The 17292-nt window shown below is 68.0% G+C and carries 18 protein-coding genes; 9 read left to right on the top strand and 9 right to left on the bottom strand.

What is annotated here, in order from left to right:
• Positions 1-58 precede the first annotated feature (58 nt).
• Complete coding sequence (locus tag EH231_RS07925; RefSeq protein ID WP_164480806.1) at positions 59-1132, bottom strand: zinc-binding dehydrogenase; 1074 nt, start codon at positions 1130-1132, stop codon at positions 59-61.
• 136 nt (positions 1133-1268) lie between these two features.
• Between EH231_RS07925 and EH231_RS07930 the strand changes: the two genes are divergently transcribed.
• Positions 1269-1883: a TetR/AcrR family transcriptional regulator gene (locus tag EH231_RS07930; RefSeq protein ID WP_090433172.1), complete on the top strand. Its 615-nt coding sequence runs from the start codon at positions 1269-1271 to the stop codon at positions 1881-1883.
• A gap of 9 nt (positions 1884-1892) precedes the next feature.
• Here EH231_RS07930 and EH231_RS07935 read toward each other — a convergent pair whose 3' ends face one another.
• The 6 genes from EH231_RS07935 to EH231_RS07960 all read right to left on the bottom strand — a co-directional run bounded on the left by EH231_RS07935 (position 1893) and on the right by EH231_RS07960 (position 8914).
• The gene (locus EH231_RS07935) at positions 1893-2945 is read right to left on the bottom strand and encodes a hemolysin family protein (RefSeq protein WP_090433174.1); all 1053 of its coding nucleotides are present in this window, start codon (positions 2943-2945) and stop codon (positions 1893-1895) included.
• Complete coding sequence (locus EH231_RS07940; RefSeq protein ID WP_090433176.1) at positions 2938-4305, bottom strand: hemolysin family protein; 1368 nt, start codon at positions 4303-4305, stop codon at positions 2938-2940. Before EH231_RS07940 ends, EH231_RS07935 begins: the two co-directional genes overlap by 8 nt.
• Positions 4306-4543: 238 nt before the next feature.
• Positions 4544-5980 (bottom strand): GuaB1 family IMP dehydrogenase-related protein, encoded by a 1437-nt coding sequence (locus EH231_RS07945; protein WP_090433178.1) that lies wholly within the window; start codon positions 5978-5980, stop codon positions 4544-4546.
• Between the two features lie 25 nt (positions 5981-6005).
• Positions 6006-7460, bottom strand: a complete 1455-nt coding sequence (gndA, locus tag EH231_RS07950) for an NADP-dependent phosphogluconate dehydrogenase (protein ID WP_044518809.1) — start codon at positions 7458-7460, stop codon at positions 6006-6008.
• Positions 7461-7511: 51 nt separating this feature from the next.
• Positions 7512-8483: a M56 family metallopeptidase gene (locus EH231_RS07955; RefSeq protein WP_090433180.1), complete on the bottom strand. Its 972-nt coding sequence runs from the start codon at positions 8481-8483 to the stop codon at positions 7512-7514.
• Positions 8484-8497: 14 nt separating this feature from the next.
• Entirely contained in the window at positions 8498-8914 is a 417-nt protein-coding gene (locus EH231_RS07960; RefSeq protein WP_044518806.1) for a BlaI/MecI/CopY family transcriptional regulator, read from the bottom strand.
• 224 nt (positions 8915-9138) lie between these two features.
• Between EH231_RS07960 and EH231_RS07965 the strand changes: the two genes are divergently transcribed.
• From EH231_RS07965 to EH231_RS08000, 8 genes are all read left to right on the top strand, one after another.
• Positions 9139-9909, top strand: coding sequence for an iron reductase (locus tag EH231_RS07965; protein WP_090433182.1), 771 nt, complete (start codon positions 9139-9141; stop codon positions 9907-9909).
• Between the two features lie 156 nt (positions 9910-10065).
• Entirely contained in the window at positions 10066-10467 is a 402-nt protein-coding gene (locus EH231_RS07970; RefSeq protein ID WP_090433184.1) for a PaaI family thioesterase, read from the top strand.
• Between the two features lie 60 nt (positions 10468-10527).
• Positions 10528-10830: an urease subunit gamma gene (locus EH231_RS07975; protein ID WP_044518803.1), complete on the top strand. Its 303-nt coding sequence runs from the start codon at positions 10528-10530 to the stop codon at positions 10828-10830.
• Between the two features lie 8 nt (positions 10831-10838).
• The gene (locus EH231_RS07980) at positions 10839-11153 is read left to right on the top strand and encodes an urease subunit beta (RefSeq protein ID WP_090433187.1); all 315 of its coding nucleotides are present in this window, start codon (positions 10839-10841) and stop codon (positions 11151-11153) included.
• Entirely contained in the window at positions 11150-12871 is a 1722-nt protein-coding gene (locus tag EH231_RS07985; RefSeq protein WP_090433189.1) for an urease subunit alpha, read from the top strand. Before EH231_RS07980 ends, EH231_RS07985 begins: the two co-directional genes overlap by 4 nt.
• Entirely contained in the window at positions 12872-13507 is a 636-nt protein-coding gene (locus tag EH231_RS07990; RefSeq protein ID WP_090433191.1) for an urease accessory protein UreF, read from the top strand.
• 29 nt (positions 13508-13536) lie between these two features.
• Positions 13537-14223, top strand: coding sequence for an urease accessory protein UreG (gene ureG, locus EH231_RS07995; RefSeq protein ID WP_090433193.1), 687 nt, complete (start codon positions 13537-13539; stop codon positions 14221-14223).
• Entirely contained in the window at positions 14223-14891 is a 669-nt protein-coding gene (locus EH231_RS08000) for an urease accessory protein UreD (RefSeq protein WP_090433194.1), read from the top strand. Before ureG ends, EH231_RS08000 begins: the two co-directional genes overlap by 1 nt.
• Here the strand turns inward: EH231_RS08000 and EH231_RS08005 are convergent.
• Both EH231_RS08005 and EH231_RS08010 read right to left on the bottom strand, forming a co-directional pair.
• Complete coding sequence (locus EH231_RS08005) at positions 14888-16261, bottom strand: type II NADH:quinone oxidoreductase Ndh (RefSeq protein ID WP_090433196.1); 1374 nt, start codon at positions 16259-16261, stop codon at positions 14888-14890. The two genes, EH231_RS08000 and EH231_RS08005, sit on opposite strands and share 4 nt — an antisense overlap.
• Before the next feature lie 98 nt (positions 16262-16359).
• Positions 16360-17286 carry an LLM class F420-dependent oxidoreductase gene (locus EH231_RS08010; RefSeq protein WP_090433198.1) on the bottom strand — a complete coding sequence of 309 codons (927 nt, stop codon included), beginning with the start codon at positions 17284-17286 and terminating at the stop codon, positions 16360-16362.
• Between the last annotated feature and the right edge of the window lie 6 nt (positions 17287-17292).

Consider the following 17292-nt stretch of genomic DNA (forward strand, 5'->3'; position numbering starts at 1 on the left):
CTCCACCGGGTGGCCCGCCGCCGCCGTGCGGCTCGAGCCTACCTGTGGAGTCACGGGCTCAGTCGTGTGCGCCCGTGGTGACCACCAGCCGGCCGGTGGTCTGCCGGGCCTGCATCCGCTCCAGTTGGGCGGGCAGGTCCGACCACGCCACCTCGGCGCCGATGACGGTCCGGATGGCCCCGGTACGCAGCATTTCGAGCAGTTTGACGTGGGCGTCGAGGCCCTCGGAGCGGGCCGGCCAGTTGAACCCGAGGGTGCGGCGAACCGCCAGCGGGTCGGTCACGTAGACCAGGCAGACCCCGCACACGTCGAAGTTGCCGTAGGCGATGGGACGCGGCGAGAGGTAGTCACCGTCCTCCAGAGCGATGTCCTCGGCGAACCCCGCCATCAGGTGCCGCCCGTGCAGGCCCATGCAGCGGAAGGTGTCGGTGGTCACGCTGCCGCCGACCGCGTCGAATGCGACGTCCACCCCGCGGCCGTAGGTGAGGTCCATGACCTGCTCCACCCAGTCGCCGTTGCGGTAGTTGACGGCGTGATCGGCGCCCAGTTGGCGACAGAACTCGACCTTCTCGTCACTGCCGGCGGTGGCGATCACGCGAGCGCCGAGCGCCTTGCCCAGCACCAGCGCGCCCGACCCGGTTCCGCCGGCCGCCGCGTGCACCAGCAAGGTCTCGCCGGGCTTGAGCCGGCCGCGCTCGTGCAGTGCGAACCAGCCCAGATGGAACGGGTAGTGCAGGGCCGCGCCGTCGGCGTCGCTGACCCAGGCCGGCAACTCCAGCGCGGTCGCCGCGTCGACGATGGCGTAGGAGGCGTACCCGCCGAAGGCCATCGAGGGGATGCCCACGATGCGCCGGCCCACCAGGTGCTCGGCGCCGAGCCCGGCGCTCTCCACGACGCCCACGGCCTCCATGCCGGGGATGAACGGCGGCTGCAGGGGCATGGTGGTGTACCGGCCACCGATGACGTCGATGTCGTTGAAGTTCAGGCAGAACGCGCGCACCGCGACCCGCACCTCGCCGGGCCCGGGTGCGCGCACCTCGACGGTCTGGCGTTCCAGGACCTTCGCCGGGTCCCCGAGGGCGGTGGCCACCCAGGCTTCGGCCGAAATCGGTTTGGCTGCAATATCGTTCACTGACTCACACCTCCATGGAGCATTTGTTATTACAGGATGTAACAACAAATGTGACACCATGGCAACAGTGAGTTCCGGTAGGCGGCCACCGTTGTGCCAGACTCGGCTGACCTGCCCGGCGATGTGAGGAGACAGCGTGGCGACGCGTTCGGTCGGCACTCGCCATCGGCGGCAGGGCTCGCGCCCCGACCCGTCGATCGACCAGGCCGTGCTGAGCACGACCCGCCGGCTGCTGGTGCAGCGCGGGTATGCGGCGACGTCCATCGACCTGATCGCCAGCACGGCCGGGGTCAGCCGGCCGACCATCTACCGCAGGTGGAAGTCCAAGGCGCTGCTGGTCCATGAGGCGGTGTTCCCGGACCTGGACCCGGCTGCGCCGAGCGACGACATCGCCACCGAGATCACCCGGCTCTGTCGCGGAGCGTTTCTGATGTTCTGCGATCCCGCTGTGCGGGAATCGATTCCGGGCCTGTTGACCGATCTGCGGGCGGACTCCGACATCCGCAGGCTCATGACGGAGCGGCTGGACTCCGCCGCGCGCACCCAGCTCGCATCGCTTTTGACCGATCCCGCCTCAGCGCGGCGGGCCCACCGGCCGATCAACGTCGACACCATCATGGATGCGATCGGCGGGGCGGCCCTGTACGCCGTGTGCGTACGTGGGGTCGACGATCCCCATGAGATCGAACGTGCCGCCGCCGATCTGGCCGACCTCATCCTGCGCGGGATGCTCGATCAACCCGAGGGATAGCCCTACCGCTCAGATGCGGTGGGTACCGTCGCGCACCGTGCCGACCAGATCCTCGACCAGGTCCTCCAGGGCCACCATCGCGGTCACGGTGTCGTCCGGTCCGGTCACGAGCGCGAGGTGGCTGTTGCTCCGCCGCATCCGCGACAAGGCGTCGGGCAGCGGTGTGGACGCCGGGATCCGCGGCAACGGGCGCACCATGGAAATGTCCAGCACCGCATCGGGGTCGTTGATGTGCGGCAGCACATCCTTGATGTGCAGGTACCCGATGAACTCGCCGAACGAATCCGCCACCGGGAAGCGTGAATAGCCCGTATCGGTGAGGGCCCGTTCCACATCGCCGACGGTCGGCCCTGACCCCGGCGCGGCGACCCGGATGGCATGGATCTCGCTCAACGGCATCGCGACATCGTCGACCGTGCGGCTGCGGGTCTGCAGGGCCCGGGTCAGCCGACCGTGTTCCTCGGTGTCGAGCAGGCCTTCCGAAACCGACTCGGCGATCATCTCCGACAACTCGACAGTCGACACCGCCGATTCCAGCTCGTCCTTCGGCTCGACGCGGAAAGTCCGCAGGGTGATGTTGGCGCACCAGTTGTAGAACGCGATGAACGGACGGGCCGCGCGGATGTAGACCAGATACGGCGGGACCAGCAGCATCGCAGCGGTCTCGGGGCCCGCGATGGCGATGTTCTTCGGCACCATCTCGCCGAGCAGTACGTGCAGGATCACCACGATGGCCAGCGCGACGACGAACGAGACCGTGTGCAGGACGGTGTCGGACACCCCGACCAACGCGAACGGCTTCTCCAGCAGGTGCGCGACGGCAGGCTCGCCGACCCGGCCCAATAGGATCGAGCAGATCGTGATGCCCAGCTGAGATCCGGCCAGCATGAGCGACAGGTGCTCGCCGGCCCGAATCACGGTGACAGCGCTGCGCTTACCCTGTTCGGCCAGCGCCTGCAGCCGATCGCGACGGGCCGAGATCAGCGCGAATTCCGCGGCCACGAAGAACGCGTTGGCGGCCAGCAGCAGCACGGTCAACAGCACACCGAGGATGTCACCCATGGCTGTTCCCCTTGTGGCCGAGGCTGGTCAGCTCGAGCAGGTCGATCCGGCGGCCGTCCATCCGCACCACCGTGGCCAGCCAGTGCGTCGGTTTGTCGGGGTCCCCGTCGGGATCGAAGGCGGCCAGCTCCACGGACTCGCCGGTCTCCGGTATGTGGCCGAGTTCCTGCAGGACCAGGCCTCCTATGGTTTCGTATTCGCCTTCGGGAGCACGGAATCCGGTGCTTGTCGCCACCTCGTCGATGCGCAGCAGCCCGGACACCTGCCAGCCGGCCCCGGCGGGCACCACGTCGGGAGTGGCGTCATCGTGTTCGTCGCGCACGTCGCCGACGATCTCCTCGATCAGGTCCTCGACCGTCACCATGCCGGCGGTGCCCCCGTACTCGTCCACGACGAGCGCGGTCTGCAATCCGTTGGCACGGATCTGGGTCATGACGGCGTCGCCGTCGAGGGTGGAGGGCACCGTCGCCACCGGCAGTGCCAGGGCGGCCAGCCGGGTCTTGTCCCGGTCCTCGCGCGGAATCGTGAACACCTGCTTGATGTGGACCACGCCGATGGTCTCGTCGAGGTCGCCTTCGACGATCGGGAAGCGGGAGTAGCCGGTGCGGATCGCCGCCGACATCAGGTCGGCGACCGAATCACCTGCGTCCAGAACCTCGATCTTGGAGCGCGGGGTCATCAGCTCCTCGGCGGAACGCTCGCCGAACTGCAGCGAGCGGTGCACCAGCAATGCGGTGGACGCGTCGAGCGACCCGCTGCGGGCCGAGTTGCGCACCAGTGACGCCAGTTCCTGCGCCGAGCGTGCCGACCGCAGTTCCTCGGCCGGTTCGATGCCCAGCCGGCGCAGGATCCAGTTGGCGGTGCCGTTGGTCAGCCGGATGACCGGGGTGAACAGCATCGAGAACAGCAGCTGGAACGGTGCCGACGCGCGGGCGGTCGGGACCGGGCGGGCCACCGCCAGGTTCTTCGGCACGAGCTCGCCGAACACCATCGACAGTGACGTCGCGATGAGGATGGCCAGGAACAGTGCCAGGCCACCACCGACGTTCGGGGGAATGCCGATGGCGTCCAGGCCGGGGCGGATCAGCTCCCCGACGACGGGTTCGGCGAGATAGCCGGTGGCCAGGGTGGTGATCGAGATGCCGACCTGGGCCCCGGAGAGCTGGAAGGACAGGGTGCGGTGCGCGCGGCGGACCAGCTGGTCGCGGCGGTCGCCGGTGCGGGCGTTGGCCTCGACCGTGCTGCGCTCCAGTGCGGTCAGGGAGAACTCGGCGGCCACGAACACCGCGGTGCCGAAGGTGAGCAGGACGATCGCGAGAATCGACAGCAACGAGGAGACCACGTCGGTTGAGCTGCCCATCAGATTCTCACCAGTGCTACGCCGGGCCCGGGGCCCGGCCGACTAGAAGCGGGGTCGTCAGCTTCGGCGCTCAGAAGTGACTGGTGTTCCACCCCGAAGGCCGGTTCAGAACCGGAGGCCTCGGTGGGTGCCTGCGGCACGTGAACCCTTTCGTTCGATCTGACCGAGTGGACGAAAGGGCGCGATGCCACCGTCCGCTCGGTATGCAGGAACCCCAATAGTATCGCGACTCGCCGGACTACCAGCCCGTCGGCAGCGGATGGCCTTCGGCGAAACCGGCGGCCGACTGGACTCCCAGCACCACCTTCTCGTGTAGTTCGGGGAGGTTGGTGGCGCCGACATAGGTGCAGGTGCTGCGCACCCCCGAGGTGATGTGGTCGAGGAGGTCCTCGACGCCGCCGCGGCCCGGGTCGAGGCTCATCCGCGAGGACGAGATGCCCTCCTCGAACAGGGCCTTACGGGCCCGGTCGAACTGGCTGTCCCCGGCGGTACGGGCGGCCACCGCACGCTTGGAGGCCATGCCGTAGCTCTCCTTGTACGGCCGTTCCTCCCGGTCGTGCAGCAGGTCGCCGGGGGACTCGTAGGTCCCGGCGAACCAGGAGCCGATCATCACGTTCGCGGCGCCGGCGGCCAGCGCCAGCGCTACGTCGCGCGGGTGCCGAACCCCGCCGTCCGCCCACACGTGGGCGCCGAGTTCCTTTGCCGCAGCCGAACATTCGACGACGGCCGAGAACTGCGGCCGGCCGACACCGGTCATCATCCGGGTGGTGCACATCGCGCCGGGGCCCACGCCGACCTTGACGATCGACGCGCCGGCATCGATGAGGTCGCGGGTGCCCTCGGCGGAGACCACGTTGCCCGCCGCCAGCGGCAGGCCGAGATCCAGTGACGCCACCGCCTTGATGGCCTCGAGCATCTTGACCTGATGACCGTGGGCGGTGTCGATGACGAGCAGGTCGACCCCGGCCTCGGCCAGTGCGCGGGCCTTCGCGCCGACATCGCCGTTGATGCCGACCGCCGCGGCGATGCGCAGCTGTCCGGCCGCGTCGACGGCCGGGGTGTAGATGCCGGCCCGCACCGCGGCGGTGCGGGTCAGCACGCCGGCCAGGGAACCGTCCGCCTCGGTGAGCACCGCGAGGTCGATCGGCGCGTGTTCGAGGAGGTCGAACACCTTCCTCGGGTCCGTGCCCACCGGCGCGGTGACGAAGTCCGTCACCGCGACGTCGCGGATCCGGGCGAACCGGTCCACGCCCGCGCAGCCGGCCTCGGTGACCAGCCCGATCGGGCGTCCCTCGAACACCACCACCGCAGCGCCGTGCGCGCGTTTGTGCAGCAACGCCGTGGCGTCGGACACCGAGTCGTCCGGGCTCAGGGTTACCGGCGTGTCCACCACCAGGTCGCGGCTCTTGACGAACTGCACGGTGTCGGCGACCACGGTGCTCGGCAGATCCTGCGGCAGCACCACGATGCCGCCGCGCCGGGCGATGGTCTCGGCCATGCGTCGGCCCGCCACCGCCGTCATGTTCGCCACCACCACCGGGATGGTGGTGCCGGATCCGTCGGATGTGGACAGGTCGACGTCGAACCGCGATGCCACATCCGACCGTCCGGGCACGACGAACACGTCGTTGTAGGTCAGGTCGTACGGCGGGGTGTGTCCGTTCAAAAATCTCACTGCAACCTCACACCAACGAATCTACTCAGGCAGGGACTTCGCTGCGGTCACCGCTCCAGAGGGTGTGGAACTTCTGGCCGGGCTCCGCGTCGGTGCGCCCGTAGGTGTGCGCGCCGAAGAAGTCGCGCAGGCCCTGGGTCAGCGCCGCGGGCAGCCGCTCGGTGCGCAACGCGTCGTAATAGGACAGTGCCGACGCGAAACCGGGGACCGGAATCCCCAACTCGGTCGCCTTGATCACGACCCGGCGCCAACTGTCGATGCCCGCCTCGACCGCGTCGCGGAAGTACGGAGCGGCGATCAGGGTGGCCAGATCGGCATCGTCGTCGTACGCCTCCTTGATCCGGTTGAGGAACTTCGCCCGGATGATGCAGCCGCCGCGCCAGATGGTGGCCATATCGCCCAGGGTGATGCCCCACCCGTACTCGGCCGAGCCCGCCTGGATCTGGTTGAAGCCCTGGGCGTAGGCGATGATCTTCGAGGCGTACAGCGCCTTGCTGACATCGTCGATGAACTGTGCCGATTCAGAAGGCTTGTCGCCGAGCTCGCCTGACGCCAGTCCGGTCGTCGCCTTGCGCTGGGGCACGGAACCCGACAGCGCCCGGGCGAACACGGCCTCGGCGATGCCGGTGACGGGAACCCCGAGGTCCAGGGCGGACTTCACGGTCCAGCGCCCGGTGCCCTTCTGCTCGGCCTCGTCGACGATCACGTCCACCAGCGGCTTGCCGGTCTTGGCGTCCACCTGACGCAGCACCTCGGCGGTGATCTCCACCAGATAGCTGTCCAGGTCGCCCTTGTTCCACTCGGTGAACACGTCGGCGATCTGTGCGGCCTCCAGGCCGAGCCCGTCGCGCAGCAACTGGTACGCCTCGCCGATCAGCTGCATGTCGGAATACTCGATGCCGTTGTGCACCATCTTCACGAAGTGCCCGGCACCGTCCGGGCCGATGTGGGTGCAGCACGGCACACCGTCCACGTGCGCGGAGATCTCCTCCAGCAGCGGGCCGAGGGACTTGTAGGACTCGGCGGGGCCGCCGGGCATGATCGACGGGCCGTTGAGCGCGCCTTCCTCGCCGCCGGAGATCCCCGCTCCGACGAAGTGCAGGCCGCGCTCGCGGATCGCCTTTTCCCGACGGATGGTGTCGGTGTAGAGGGCATTGCCGCCGTCGATGATGATGTCGCCGGGCTCCATGGCGTCGGCCAGCTCGTTGATCACCGCATCGGTGGGGTCGCCGGCCTTGACCATGATGATCACCCGGCGTGGCTTCTCCAGGGCGTCAAGGAATTCCGCGATCGTCTCGCTGCGCACGAACTTGCCCTCGGAGCCATGCTCGGCCAGCAGCGCATCGGTTTTGGCGATCGACCGGTTGTGCAGAGCGACGGTGTAGCCGTGGTGGGCGAAGTTGCGGGCGAGATTGGAGCCCATCACGGCCAGGCCGGTGACTCCGATCTGCGCCGTGCCGGAAGTGCTGGTCTTGGTCATGCCGCAGCCTTTCGTTGTTTTGTTGTAGCAGAACGCCTGTCGTGCAGAGCTTTATCCGAGTCCGGCGAACAGGCGGTGAAGCTCGGTGAGCCAGGGGACGGCAACGGCGACGGTGGGGACCACCAGGACCGCGGCCGCGGTGAGATAGGCGGTGACCGCCATGGCCACACTGTTGGGCTTGCCGCCGAGGCGTCGTACCCGGATCACGGTGGTGGGCCCGCCGGCGGCCAGCGCACCCGAGGGGGTGCGGCCGCTCGCACAGGCGACCAGCGCCCGGGCCAGGGGAGTGGGACCCGCGGTCCGTACCGCGGCGTCGTCGGCCAGCAACTCGATCAGCAGCCGGACCGCATCGAGGGCGTTGGCACTGCGGACGAACCTCGGGAAGGCGGCATGGACGGCGGTGAACATCTCCAGGACCAGATCATGGCGGGCGCGCAGGTGGGCCCGCTCATGGGTGAGGATCGCGGCGACCTCGTTGTCCGACAACGTGGTCAGCGTTCCCTCGCTGACCACGACGCGGCTGCGGACGCCGGGCAGACAGTAGGCGAGAGGCTGCGCGACATCGAGGATGCGCAGCCCGTCGCCGGCGAGCGGGCGGTGCGCCGTACAGAGGTGGGCCGGGACCGCGTCGCGCGACTTGCTGAGCAGGTCGACCATCATGCGGTGGTGGGCGCGCCGGCGCCGGGTGCCCACCGCCACCTGGACCACGGCCACGCAGAGCCGCCCGCCGATGAACAGGGTCAGGCTGAAAACCACGACGTAGAGCAGCCACAACGGCCAACCGAGAGCGTTGATCTCACTGGTGATGGTTGCGGTCGGCCGGCCGTCCGGACCGGGAACGAACAGGCGGCTGGCGATCGCGATACCGGCCGAGAAGGCCGAGAGTACGGCGGCCAGCGCGATGGACTGCCACAGCACGATCGCCGCTCGCGGGGCGCGCAACGGCCACGCCGCACGGGCCAGCACTGCCGGCACTGGTCCCACCAGGGCCAGCGCGACGAGAGTGAAGGCCAGCGCGGACACGCCGTAAGTCTCTCTCAGGCAGTGCCCGAATTACCAGCCGGTGGGGGCAGCTGGTGCTTGCTCTCCAATTCGGCGAGCGCCCGGCGCAGTGCCCGGGCCTCGTCCACACCGACTCGCTCGACGAAATGGACCAGCGCGGCCTGGCGGCTGCCGGAGTCCGCGGCCTGGTCGAGGGCATCGACCATCAGGCCGGCGACCAGCTCGTCGCGGCCGTTTGTGGGCGCATAGCGGTGCGCCCGGTCGTCGCGGTGCTGTACGACCAGGTTCTTCTTCGCCAGCCGTTGCAGCACGGTCATGATCGTGGTGTAGGCCAAGTCGCGGCGGGCGGCCAGCGCCTCATGGACTTGGCGCACAGTTTGGGGTTCGGGCGCGGACCACAAGTGGTCCATCACCTCGCGCTCAAGCTCCCCGAGACGCGTCATTTTGGCCATGTTCCGTTCACTCTCCTGAGCAGTAAAGCCAGCGTACTACGGGTTTACTACCGCGCGTCGTATGCGTTTGGCGACGGCGCTGCAACTGCCCTCCGTAGCGGTTTAGGGCAAGGTCAGCGCCATATATGGGGTCCGTTGTGAATCGAGTCACAGGGGGTAGCTCTCATCCTTCACGTGACTATAGTAAGGCTAACCTAAGTCAAACTGGAGTCTTCGGAGGTGACATGACGGTCTTGATCGAAGATCCGCTGATCGCGGGTATGGCTATCGAGCGGACGCTGCCGCTGCACGAGTCGAGTCGGCGTTTACGTGAGCTGTATCCGGAGTGTCCGCGGGTCTACGGCGTGGCCGTGGTGGGCGACCTGTCGCGTCGGCGGTGGTGGCCGCTGGCCGAGGCGTTGTCCGCGGATCGACTGCAGGGCATGTTCGACGCGGCGATGGCCGAGACGGGCAATCGGGCCGCGGTCGCCCAGCAGTTGGCCGCCACATTCACGCACGTGGTGATCGGCCGGGTGGTACCGCTGCTGGTGCTTGAAGGGCGGGCCTGGGACACCGGCCTGGAGAACCTGTGGGTCCACGTCGACTCCGAGGGTGCGATCGACTGGGTCGGCGTGGTCGATCCGACGCTGCGCGGCCTGCCCGAGGATCCCTATTACTGTGGCCGGGCCGCCAGGTTCGCCAGTGCGTGCCACGACGGGATCGTCGCGCTGCCCAGTGAGGCTGCGCTGACCACCTGGGTGGCTCATCGCAGTCATCGCGCGCTTGAGCCGCTGTTCGCCCGGTTGGTGGAGATCAGCGACGGCGCCATGTCGGTGGCGGCCATGTGGCACATGGTGGGGGCGGCGGTGGTCGGCGCGGCCACCCAGGTCCCGCTGTTGGCCGGCTCCAGTGAGGTGGTCAGCATGCGGCGCGGCCAGGCGGTGCTGGACGCCCTGGTGGGCTTCGGCCTGCCGGTCCGCGGTTCGGGTCGCGCAGGGAAGGTCTTGCTAAATTAGGATAGCCTTGCCTAGTATGTAGATACGAGACCAACGGACCGCGCCGGAGTCCTGAGGGCTGCAGAGACCCCCGGTCCGCTCGAGGGCGGGTCCCGCGTTTTATACGCGGGACCCGCCCGCATCTTTATGGCGACACGGCGTGTAGACACGAGAACTGTGACCACTGATTCCATCGATCGTCTGGGCCAAGGGTTCGATTCCGAACTGGGCCTGACCTATCTCGAGCTCACTCCCGACGGCGGCCGCGCACAGCTGACAATCCACGACAAGCTGCTGCAGCCCTGGGGCATAGTGCACGGCGGCGTGTACTGCTCGATCGTCGAGAGCCTGGCCAGTGTGTCGGGCCACGTGTGGCTGTCGGAGAACGGCGGCGGCACCGTGGTCGGGGTCAACAACAACACCGATTTCCTGCGCGCCATCCGATCCGGCACCATCACAGCGGTTTCCACGCCGATCCACCGAGGGCGGCGGCAGCAGCTGTGGCTGATCACCATCACCGACGAGAACGACAAGCTCGTGGCCCGCGGTCAGGTGCGACTGCAGAACATCGCCGAGTAGCGCTTCCGGCGCGACGGCGAGCGCTGCCGATCCCCGCTCGTCATGGCAGGATCGCGCACTATGCGTTTGACCCCGCATGAGCAGGATCGTCTGCTCATCTCCTATGCCGCAGACCTGGCGCGGCGCAGACAAGCCCGCGGCTTGCTGCTCAACCATCCCGAGGCCGTCGCGGTGATCACCGATCACCTGCTGGAAGGCGCCCGCGACGGTCGGACGGTCGCGGAGTTGATGGTGAGCGGACGCGATGTGCTGACCCGCGAGCAGGTCATGGAGGGAGTGCCCGAGATGCTGCACGACGTCCAGGTCGAGGCTACTTTCCCGGACGGCACCAAGCTGGTCACCGTCCACAACCCGATCTCGTGAGGCGCGCTGTGATCCCGGGTGAGATCGTGTTCGGCGAGGGTGACATCGCGCTCAATTCCGGTGCGCCACGGCTGATTCTCGACGTCGTCAACACCGGCGACCGGCCGGTGCAGGTCGGCAGTCATGTACACCTGCCACAGGCCAACGCCGCGTTGGACTTCGACCGCGCGGCCGCTCGAGGCCATCGCCTCGACATCCCGGCCGGTACCGCGGTTCGCTTCGAACCCGGTGTGGCCCAGCGCGTTTCACTGGTTCCGCTCGGCGGCGCCCGTGAGGTCCACGGAATCAGTCTCGACCCGCCCGGCCGATTGGGAACCGCATGACCGAGTTGACCCGGGCCCGCTACGCGGCGCTGTTCGGCCCCACCACCGGTGACCGGATCCGGCTGGCCGACACCGACCTGTTCATCGAGATCACCGAGGACCGCAGTGGCGGTCCGGGCCTGGCCGGTGACGAGGCGGTGTTCGGCGGTGGCAAGGTACTGCGCGAGTCGATGGGCCAATCGAGGGCGACCCGCGCCGACGGTGCGCCCGATACCGTCATCACGGGCGCGGTGATCATCGATCACTGGGGAATCATCAAGGCCGACATCGGGATCCGCGACGGCCGCATCGCCGCCATCGGCAAGGCCGGTAATCCCGACATCATGACCGGCGTGCACCCGGACCTGGTCGTCGGTCCGTCCACCGAGATCATCGCGGGCAACGGTCGCATCCTGACCGCCGGCGCGATCGACTGCCACGTGCACCTGATCTGTCCGCAGATCATGGAAGAGGCCCTGGGCGGCGGAATCACGACGATCGTGGCCGGCGGTACCGGTCCGGCCGAGGGCAGTAAGGCCACCACGGTAACCCCGGGCGCCTGGCACCTGGCCAGGATGCTGGAGTCGCTCGATTCCTGGCCGCTCAACGTCGCCCTGCTGGGCAAGGGCAATACCGTCAGCGCCGAGGCGATGTGGGAGCAGTTGCGCGGTGGCGCAGCGGGATTCAAGCTTCACGAGGACTGGGGCACCACGCCCGCGGCCATCGATGCCTGCCTGACGGTCGCCGAAGCCGCAGGGGTACAGGCCAACATCCACACCGACACCCTCAACGAGGCCGGTTTCGTCGAAGACACGCTGGCCGCGATCAAGGGCCGCGGCATCCACGCGTATCACACCGAGGGCGCCGGTGGCGGGCACGCACCTGACATCATCACCGTCGCCTCGCACCCGAATGTGCTGCCCAGCTCCACCAATCCGACCCGGCCGCACACCGTCAACACCCTCGACGAGCACCTCGACATGCTCATGGTGTGCCATCACCTGAATCCGAGCGTGCCCGAGGATCTGGCATTCGCCGAGAGCCGGATCCGGCCGTCGACGATCGCCGCCGAGGATCTGCTGCACGACATCGGGGCCATCTCGATGATCGGCAGCGACGCCCAGGCGATGGGCCGAATCGGCGAGGTGGTCCTACGGACCTGGCAGACCGCGCACGTGATGAAGCGCAGGCGTGGCGCCCTGGAAGGGGATGGTCAGGCCGACAACAACCGCGTCCGCCGGTACGTCGCGAAGTACACCATCTGCCCGGCCATCGCGCACGGGCTCGACGAGGAGATCGGGTCGGTCGAGGTCGGCAAGCTCGCCGACCTGGTGCTGTGGGAACCCGCATTCTTCGGCGTCCGGCCGCACGCGGTGATCAAGGGCGGCATGATCACATGGGCGGCCATGGGCGATGCCAATGCCTCGATCCCCACCCCGCAGCCGGTGCTGCCGCGGCCGATGTTCGGTGCCGCCCCGGCCTCCGCGGCCGCCACCTCTGTGCACTTCGTCGCACCGCAGGCGATCGAGGACGGTCTGGCGGACCGTCTCGACATTCGTCGAAAGTTGGCTGCGGTCAAGAATGTCCGGCAAGTCGGCAAGGCCCAGATGCCGCTCAACGATGCGTTGCCCCGCATCGAGGTCGAACCCGACACGTTCACCGTGCGGATCGACGGGCAGGTGTGGCAGGAACAGCCCGCCGTCGAACTGCCCATGGCTCAACGATATTTCCTGTTCTAGATGAGCAGCCTGGCAACACTTCTGACCCTGACCGATTCGCGGTTGCCGACCGGCGGGCATGTTCACTCCGGCGGTGTCGAGGAGGCGGTCACCAGCGGTCTGCTCACCGACGTCGGCACGTTGCGCGCCTATCTGGTCCGGCGCATCCGCACCAACGGGGTGGTTGCCGCCTCGATAGCGGTGGCGGTCCACACCGGGACCCTGGATCCCGAGACTGCCGACGCTGAAACCGACGCCCGCACACCGGCTCCGGCGGCACGCGAGGCCTCGCGTGCCCAGGGGCGCGGATTGATCCGGCTGGCCCGGCGGGTCTGGCCGCGGCAATCGTGGGAAGCGCTCGGACCCCGGCCGCATCTGCCGGTCGCGGCCGGCGCCGTCGGAGCGGCCGCCGAGCTGGATCCGGGCCAGACCGCGCTGTCGGTGGTGTACACCACCATGACCGGTTCGGCCACCGCCGCGCAGCGGTTGCTCGCGCTGGACCCGGCCGATGTCGCGGCGCTGACCTTCGAGCTGTCGGGGTTGTGTGACGCGGTGGCGGCCGAGGCGGTCATCGGGCCGGCCGACCTGTCCGACCCCTTGCTCGACGTCCTGGCGCAGCGGCACACCGAACGCGACCGGCCGCTGTTCGTCTCGTAAATCTGTAGTTCGATCTCGAAAGGCCCACCATGCCACCGCATTTCCTCGACGGCGAGCCCCACACCCATGTCGACCGGCCCAAACGGGTGCGCCAGGCGGGCGAGCCGCTGCGCATCGGTGTCGGCGGCCCCGTCGGATCCGGGAAGACCGCCCTGGTGGCCGCACTCTGCCGGCAGCTGCGCGATGAATTGTCGCTGGCGGTGTTGACCAACGACATCTACACCACCGAGGATGCCGACTTCCTGCGCAGGCATGCGGTGCTGCCCGACGAGCGGATCGCCGCGGTCCAGACCGGGGGATGCCCGCACACCGCGATCCGCGACGACATCACCGCCAACCTCGATGCCATCGACGATTTGATCGAGGAGAACCCCGCACTGGACCTGATCCTCGTCGAATCCGGTGGCGACAACCTCACCGCGACGTTCTCGTCGGGCCTGGTGGACGTTCAGATCTTCGTCGTCGACGTGGCCGGGGGAGACAAGGTGCCCCGCAAGGGTGGGCCGGGCGTGACGTACTCGGATCTGCTGGTGGTCAACAAGACCGATCTGGCGCCGCTGGTGGGTGCCGATCTGGACGTGATGCGCCGCGATGCGGCCAAGGTCCGCGCAAACAGGCCGACGGCGCTGATCTCGCTGACCGAGGATCCGTCCTCGGGCCCGGTGCTGGCGTGGGTGCGTGAGCAGTTGAAGGTCGCGCAGGCGCCGTCGGCGTGATGCACGCGAACGTCGTCGTCGTGGCCTCGCCGGGGCGGTTGCCCCGGATCGAGGCGCGCGACGGGCTGGCGGGACGCTGTACCGGGCCCGATACGGTGCACCTGATCTCCACGGCGGCCACTCCGCTCGGCGGCGACACCCTCACAGTGCGGCTGGTCGTGGAAGCCGGTGCCCGGCTGCGGATCCGCACCGCCGCCGCGACGATGGTGCTGCCCGGCGGCCATACGTTGCAATCGGCGGCGCAGTGGGAGCTCGAGGTGGCCGGGGAGTTGGACCTCGATCCGCAGCCGACGGTGGTGGCAGGCGGCTCGGTGCATCACACCACGACGCGGCTGCGGCTCGCCGAGCCCGCGCAGGTGCGCATCAGGGAGCGGGTCCAGATCGGCAGATCCGATGAGCGAGACGGGTTCTGGTCGTCGTCATTGCACGCGGACGTCGACTCGGTGGAGGGTTCGTGGCCGTTGTTGCGTCATCGCATCGAACTCGGCCGTGGGGCCGTGGGCGACGATGCGCTGGCCGCGCCCCGGGCCTGTATCAGCGAACTGCGCTATCCCGCACCGTCGTTCGAGGCTAACGGAACCGTGCTGGAACTGGCCCGCGGCGGCAGCCTGGCCACCTGGCAGGGTGACCGGCTACCACCTCAGACAGCACAGGGTGCAGAGGCCTAGGAAGCCGCTTTCTCGGTTTCCTGCACGGAAGCCGCGATTTCCTCGAGTTCTTCGATTCGGGTGCGCGCGTAGGCCTGCTGCTCTGTGATGGTGAGCTGCCCGCGCTTGGTGCTCAGGAACGTCACGCCCCACGACAGCACCGTCACCAGCCGGCTCTTGAACCCGACGATGTACACCAGGTGCAGCACCAGCCAGCACAGCCAGGCGAAGAACCCGGAGAACTCGACCGGGCCGACCTTGGCCACCGCGGAGAACCGCGACACCGTGGCCATCGAGCCCTTGTCGAAGTACTCGAACGGGGACCGGATCTTCGGGCTGGTGCCGGCGACCTCACGCTTGATCAGCTTGGCCGCGTACCGGCCGCCCTGGATCGCGCCCTGAGCGACACCGGGAACCCCGTCCACGGCGGCCATGTCACCGACCACGAACACGTTCGGATGGCCAGGCAGCGTGAGGTCGGGCTGCACCTTGACCCGGCCCGCCCGGTCCAGTTCGACCCCGGACTGCTCGGCCAGGTCCTTACCCAGCGGGCTGGCCGAGACACCGGCCGACCACACCTTGCAGGCCGACTCGATGCGGCGCAGCGTGCCGTCGGAATCCTTGACCGTCAGGCCGTTGCGGTCGACATCGGTCACCATGGCGCCGAGCTGAACCTCGACCCCCATCTTCTCCAGCCGTGCCTGGGCCCGTTTGCCCAGCTTCTCGCCCATCGGCGGCAGCACCGCCGGCGCGGCGTCGAGCAGGATCACCCGCGCCTCGGTGGGATCGATGTGGCGGAAGCTGCCGCGCAGCGTCTGATCGGCCAATTCGGCGATCTGCCCGGCCATTTCGACACCGGTCGGTCCGGCACCCACCACGGTGAAGGTGAGCAGCTTGGCCCGGCGCACCGGGTCACTGGAACGCTCGGCCTGCTCGAAGGCGCCGAGGATGCGGCCACGCAGTTCCAGCGCGTCGTCGATCGACTTCATGCCGGGCGCGAACTCGGCGAAATGATCGTTGCCGAAGTAGGACTGCCCGGCGCCCGCGGCGATGATGAGGCTGTCGTACGGCGTGGAATAGGTGTGCCCGAGCAGCACCGAATCCACCGTCTGGTTCTCCAGATCGATGTGGGTGACGTCGCCCAACAGCACCTGAGCGTTCTTCTGCTTGCGCAGGATCACTCGGGTGGCCGGCGCGATCTCGCCTTCGGAGATGATGCCGGTCGCCACCTGGTACAGCAGCGGCTGGAACAGGTGGTGTGTGGTGCGGGCGATCAGCTTGACGTCGACGTCGGCACGTTTGAGGGTCTTGGCTGCGGTCAGGCCGCCGAAACCCGATCCGATGATGACTACCTTATGCCGATCCGATGCCGTAGCTCCGGGATGGCTCATTGCTGCTCCTCGCGGACGTGTTTGCCACTCGATACAACCGATAGGTTAGTCGGCGCCATTCCAACGGGTGCGATGAGATGGGCAACCGAACCGAATGTTTACCCGGATATCAGTGGTTTCAAGGCTTCAGCCACCGCGGTGATACCGCCGGGAACGTATCCGCCCATGGTCACCGGGCTGAGGATGACGCCGTTGACGCCGGTGTCGAAGAGCTTGGTCTTGAGCTGCTCGGCGATCTGCTCGGCGCTACCGAATACCGCGCGCTGCTGGAAGTCGGGCGGGATGGCGTCGGCGGTGAACTGCTCGCCGATCAGGGCGATCACCAGCATGCTGGTCTCCAACGTGGCCGGGTCACGGTCGATCTGGTCGCACTGCTGCCGGATGACGTCGAGCTTGCGGGGCAGTTCGTCGAAGTTGGCGATGATGTTGAGGTGGTCGAAGTACCGGGTCGCGAGCGGAATGGTCTTCTTCTCGCCGCTGCCGCCGATCATCAGTGGAATGTGTTCGCGGAAGCGAGGATTGGCCATCGCCTCGACTGTCCGGTAGTACTTGCCCGAGAATGTCGGGCGCTCGCCTTCGAGCATCGGCAGGATGATCTGCAGCGCCTCGCCGAGTTTGTCGAATCGCTCGGTGAAGGTGCCGAATTCGTAGCCGAGCTGATCGTGTTCGAGTTCGAACCATCCGGTGCCGATGCCGAGGATGGCGCGACCCTGACTGATCACGTCGAGTGTGGTGATGGCCTTGGCCAGCAGGGTCGGGTTCCGGTACGTGTTGCCGGTGACCAGGGTGCCGAGCTGGACGTTCTGGGTCGCGGTCGCGAGCCCACCGAGGGCGGTGTAGGCCTCCAGCATCGGTTGATCGGGCGTGCCGAGACCGGGTAGCTGATAGAAGTGGTCCATCACGAAGACGGAGTCGAAGCCGGCCGCTTCGGCTTCCTGCGCCTGGGCGATGACGGTGGGGAACAGTTCCGCGACGCCGGTGCCGTAGGAGAAGTTGGGGATCTGGAGTCCGAGTCGGATTGTCACTCCTCC

Source organism: Mycolicibacterium nivoides (genome assembly GCF_003855255.1).
GTDB lineage: Bacteria > Actinomycetota > Actinomycetes > Mycobacteriales > Mycobacteriaceae > Mycobacterium > Mycobacterium nivoides.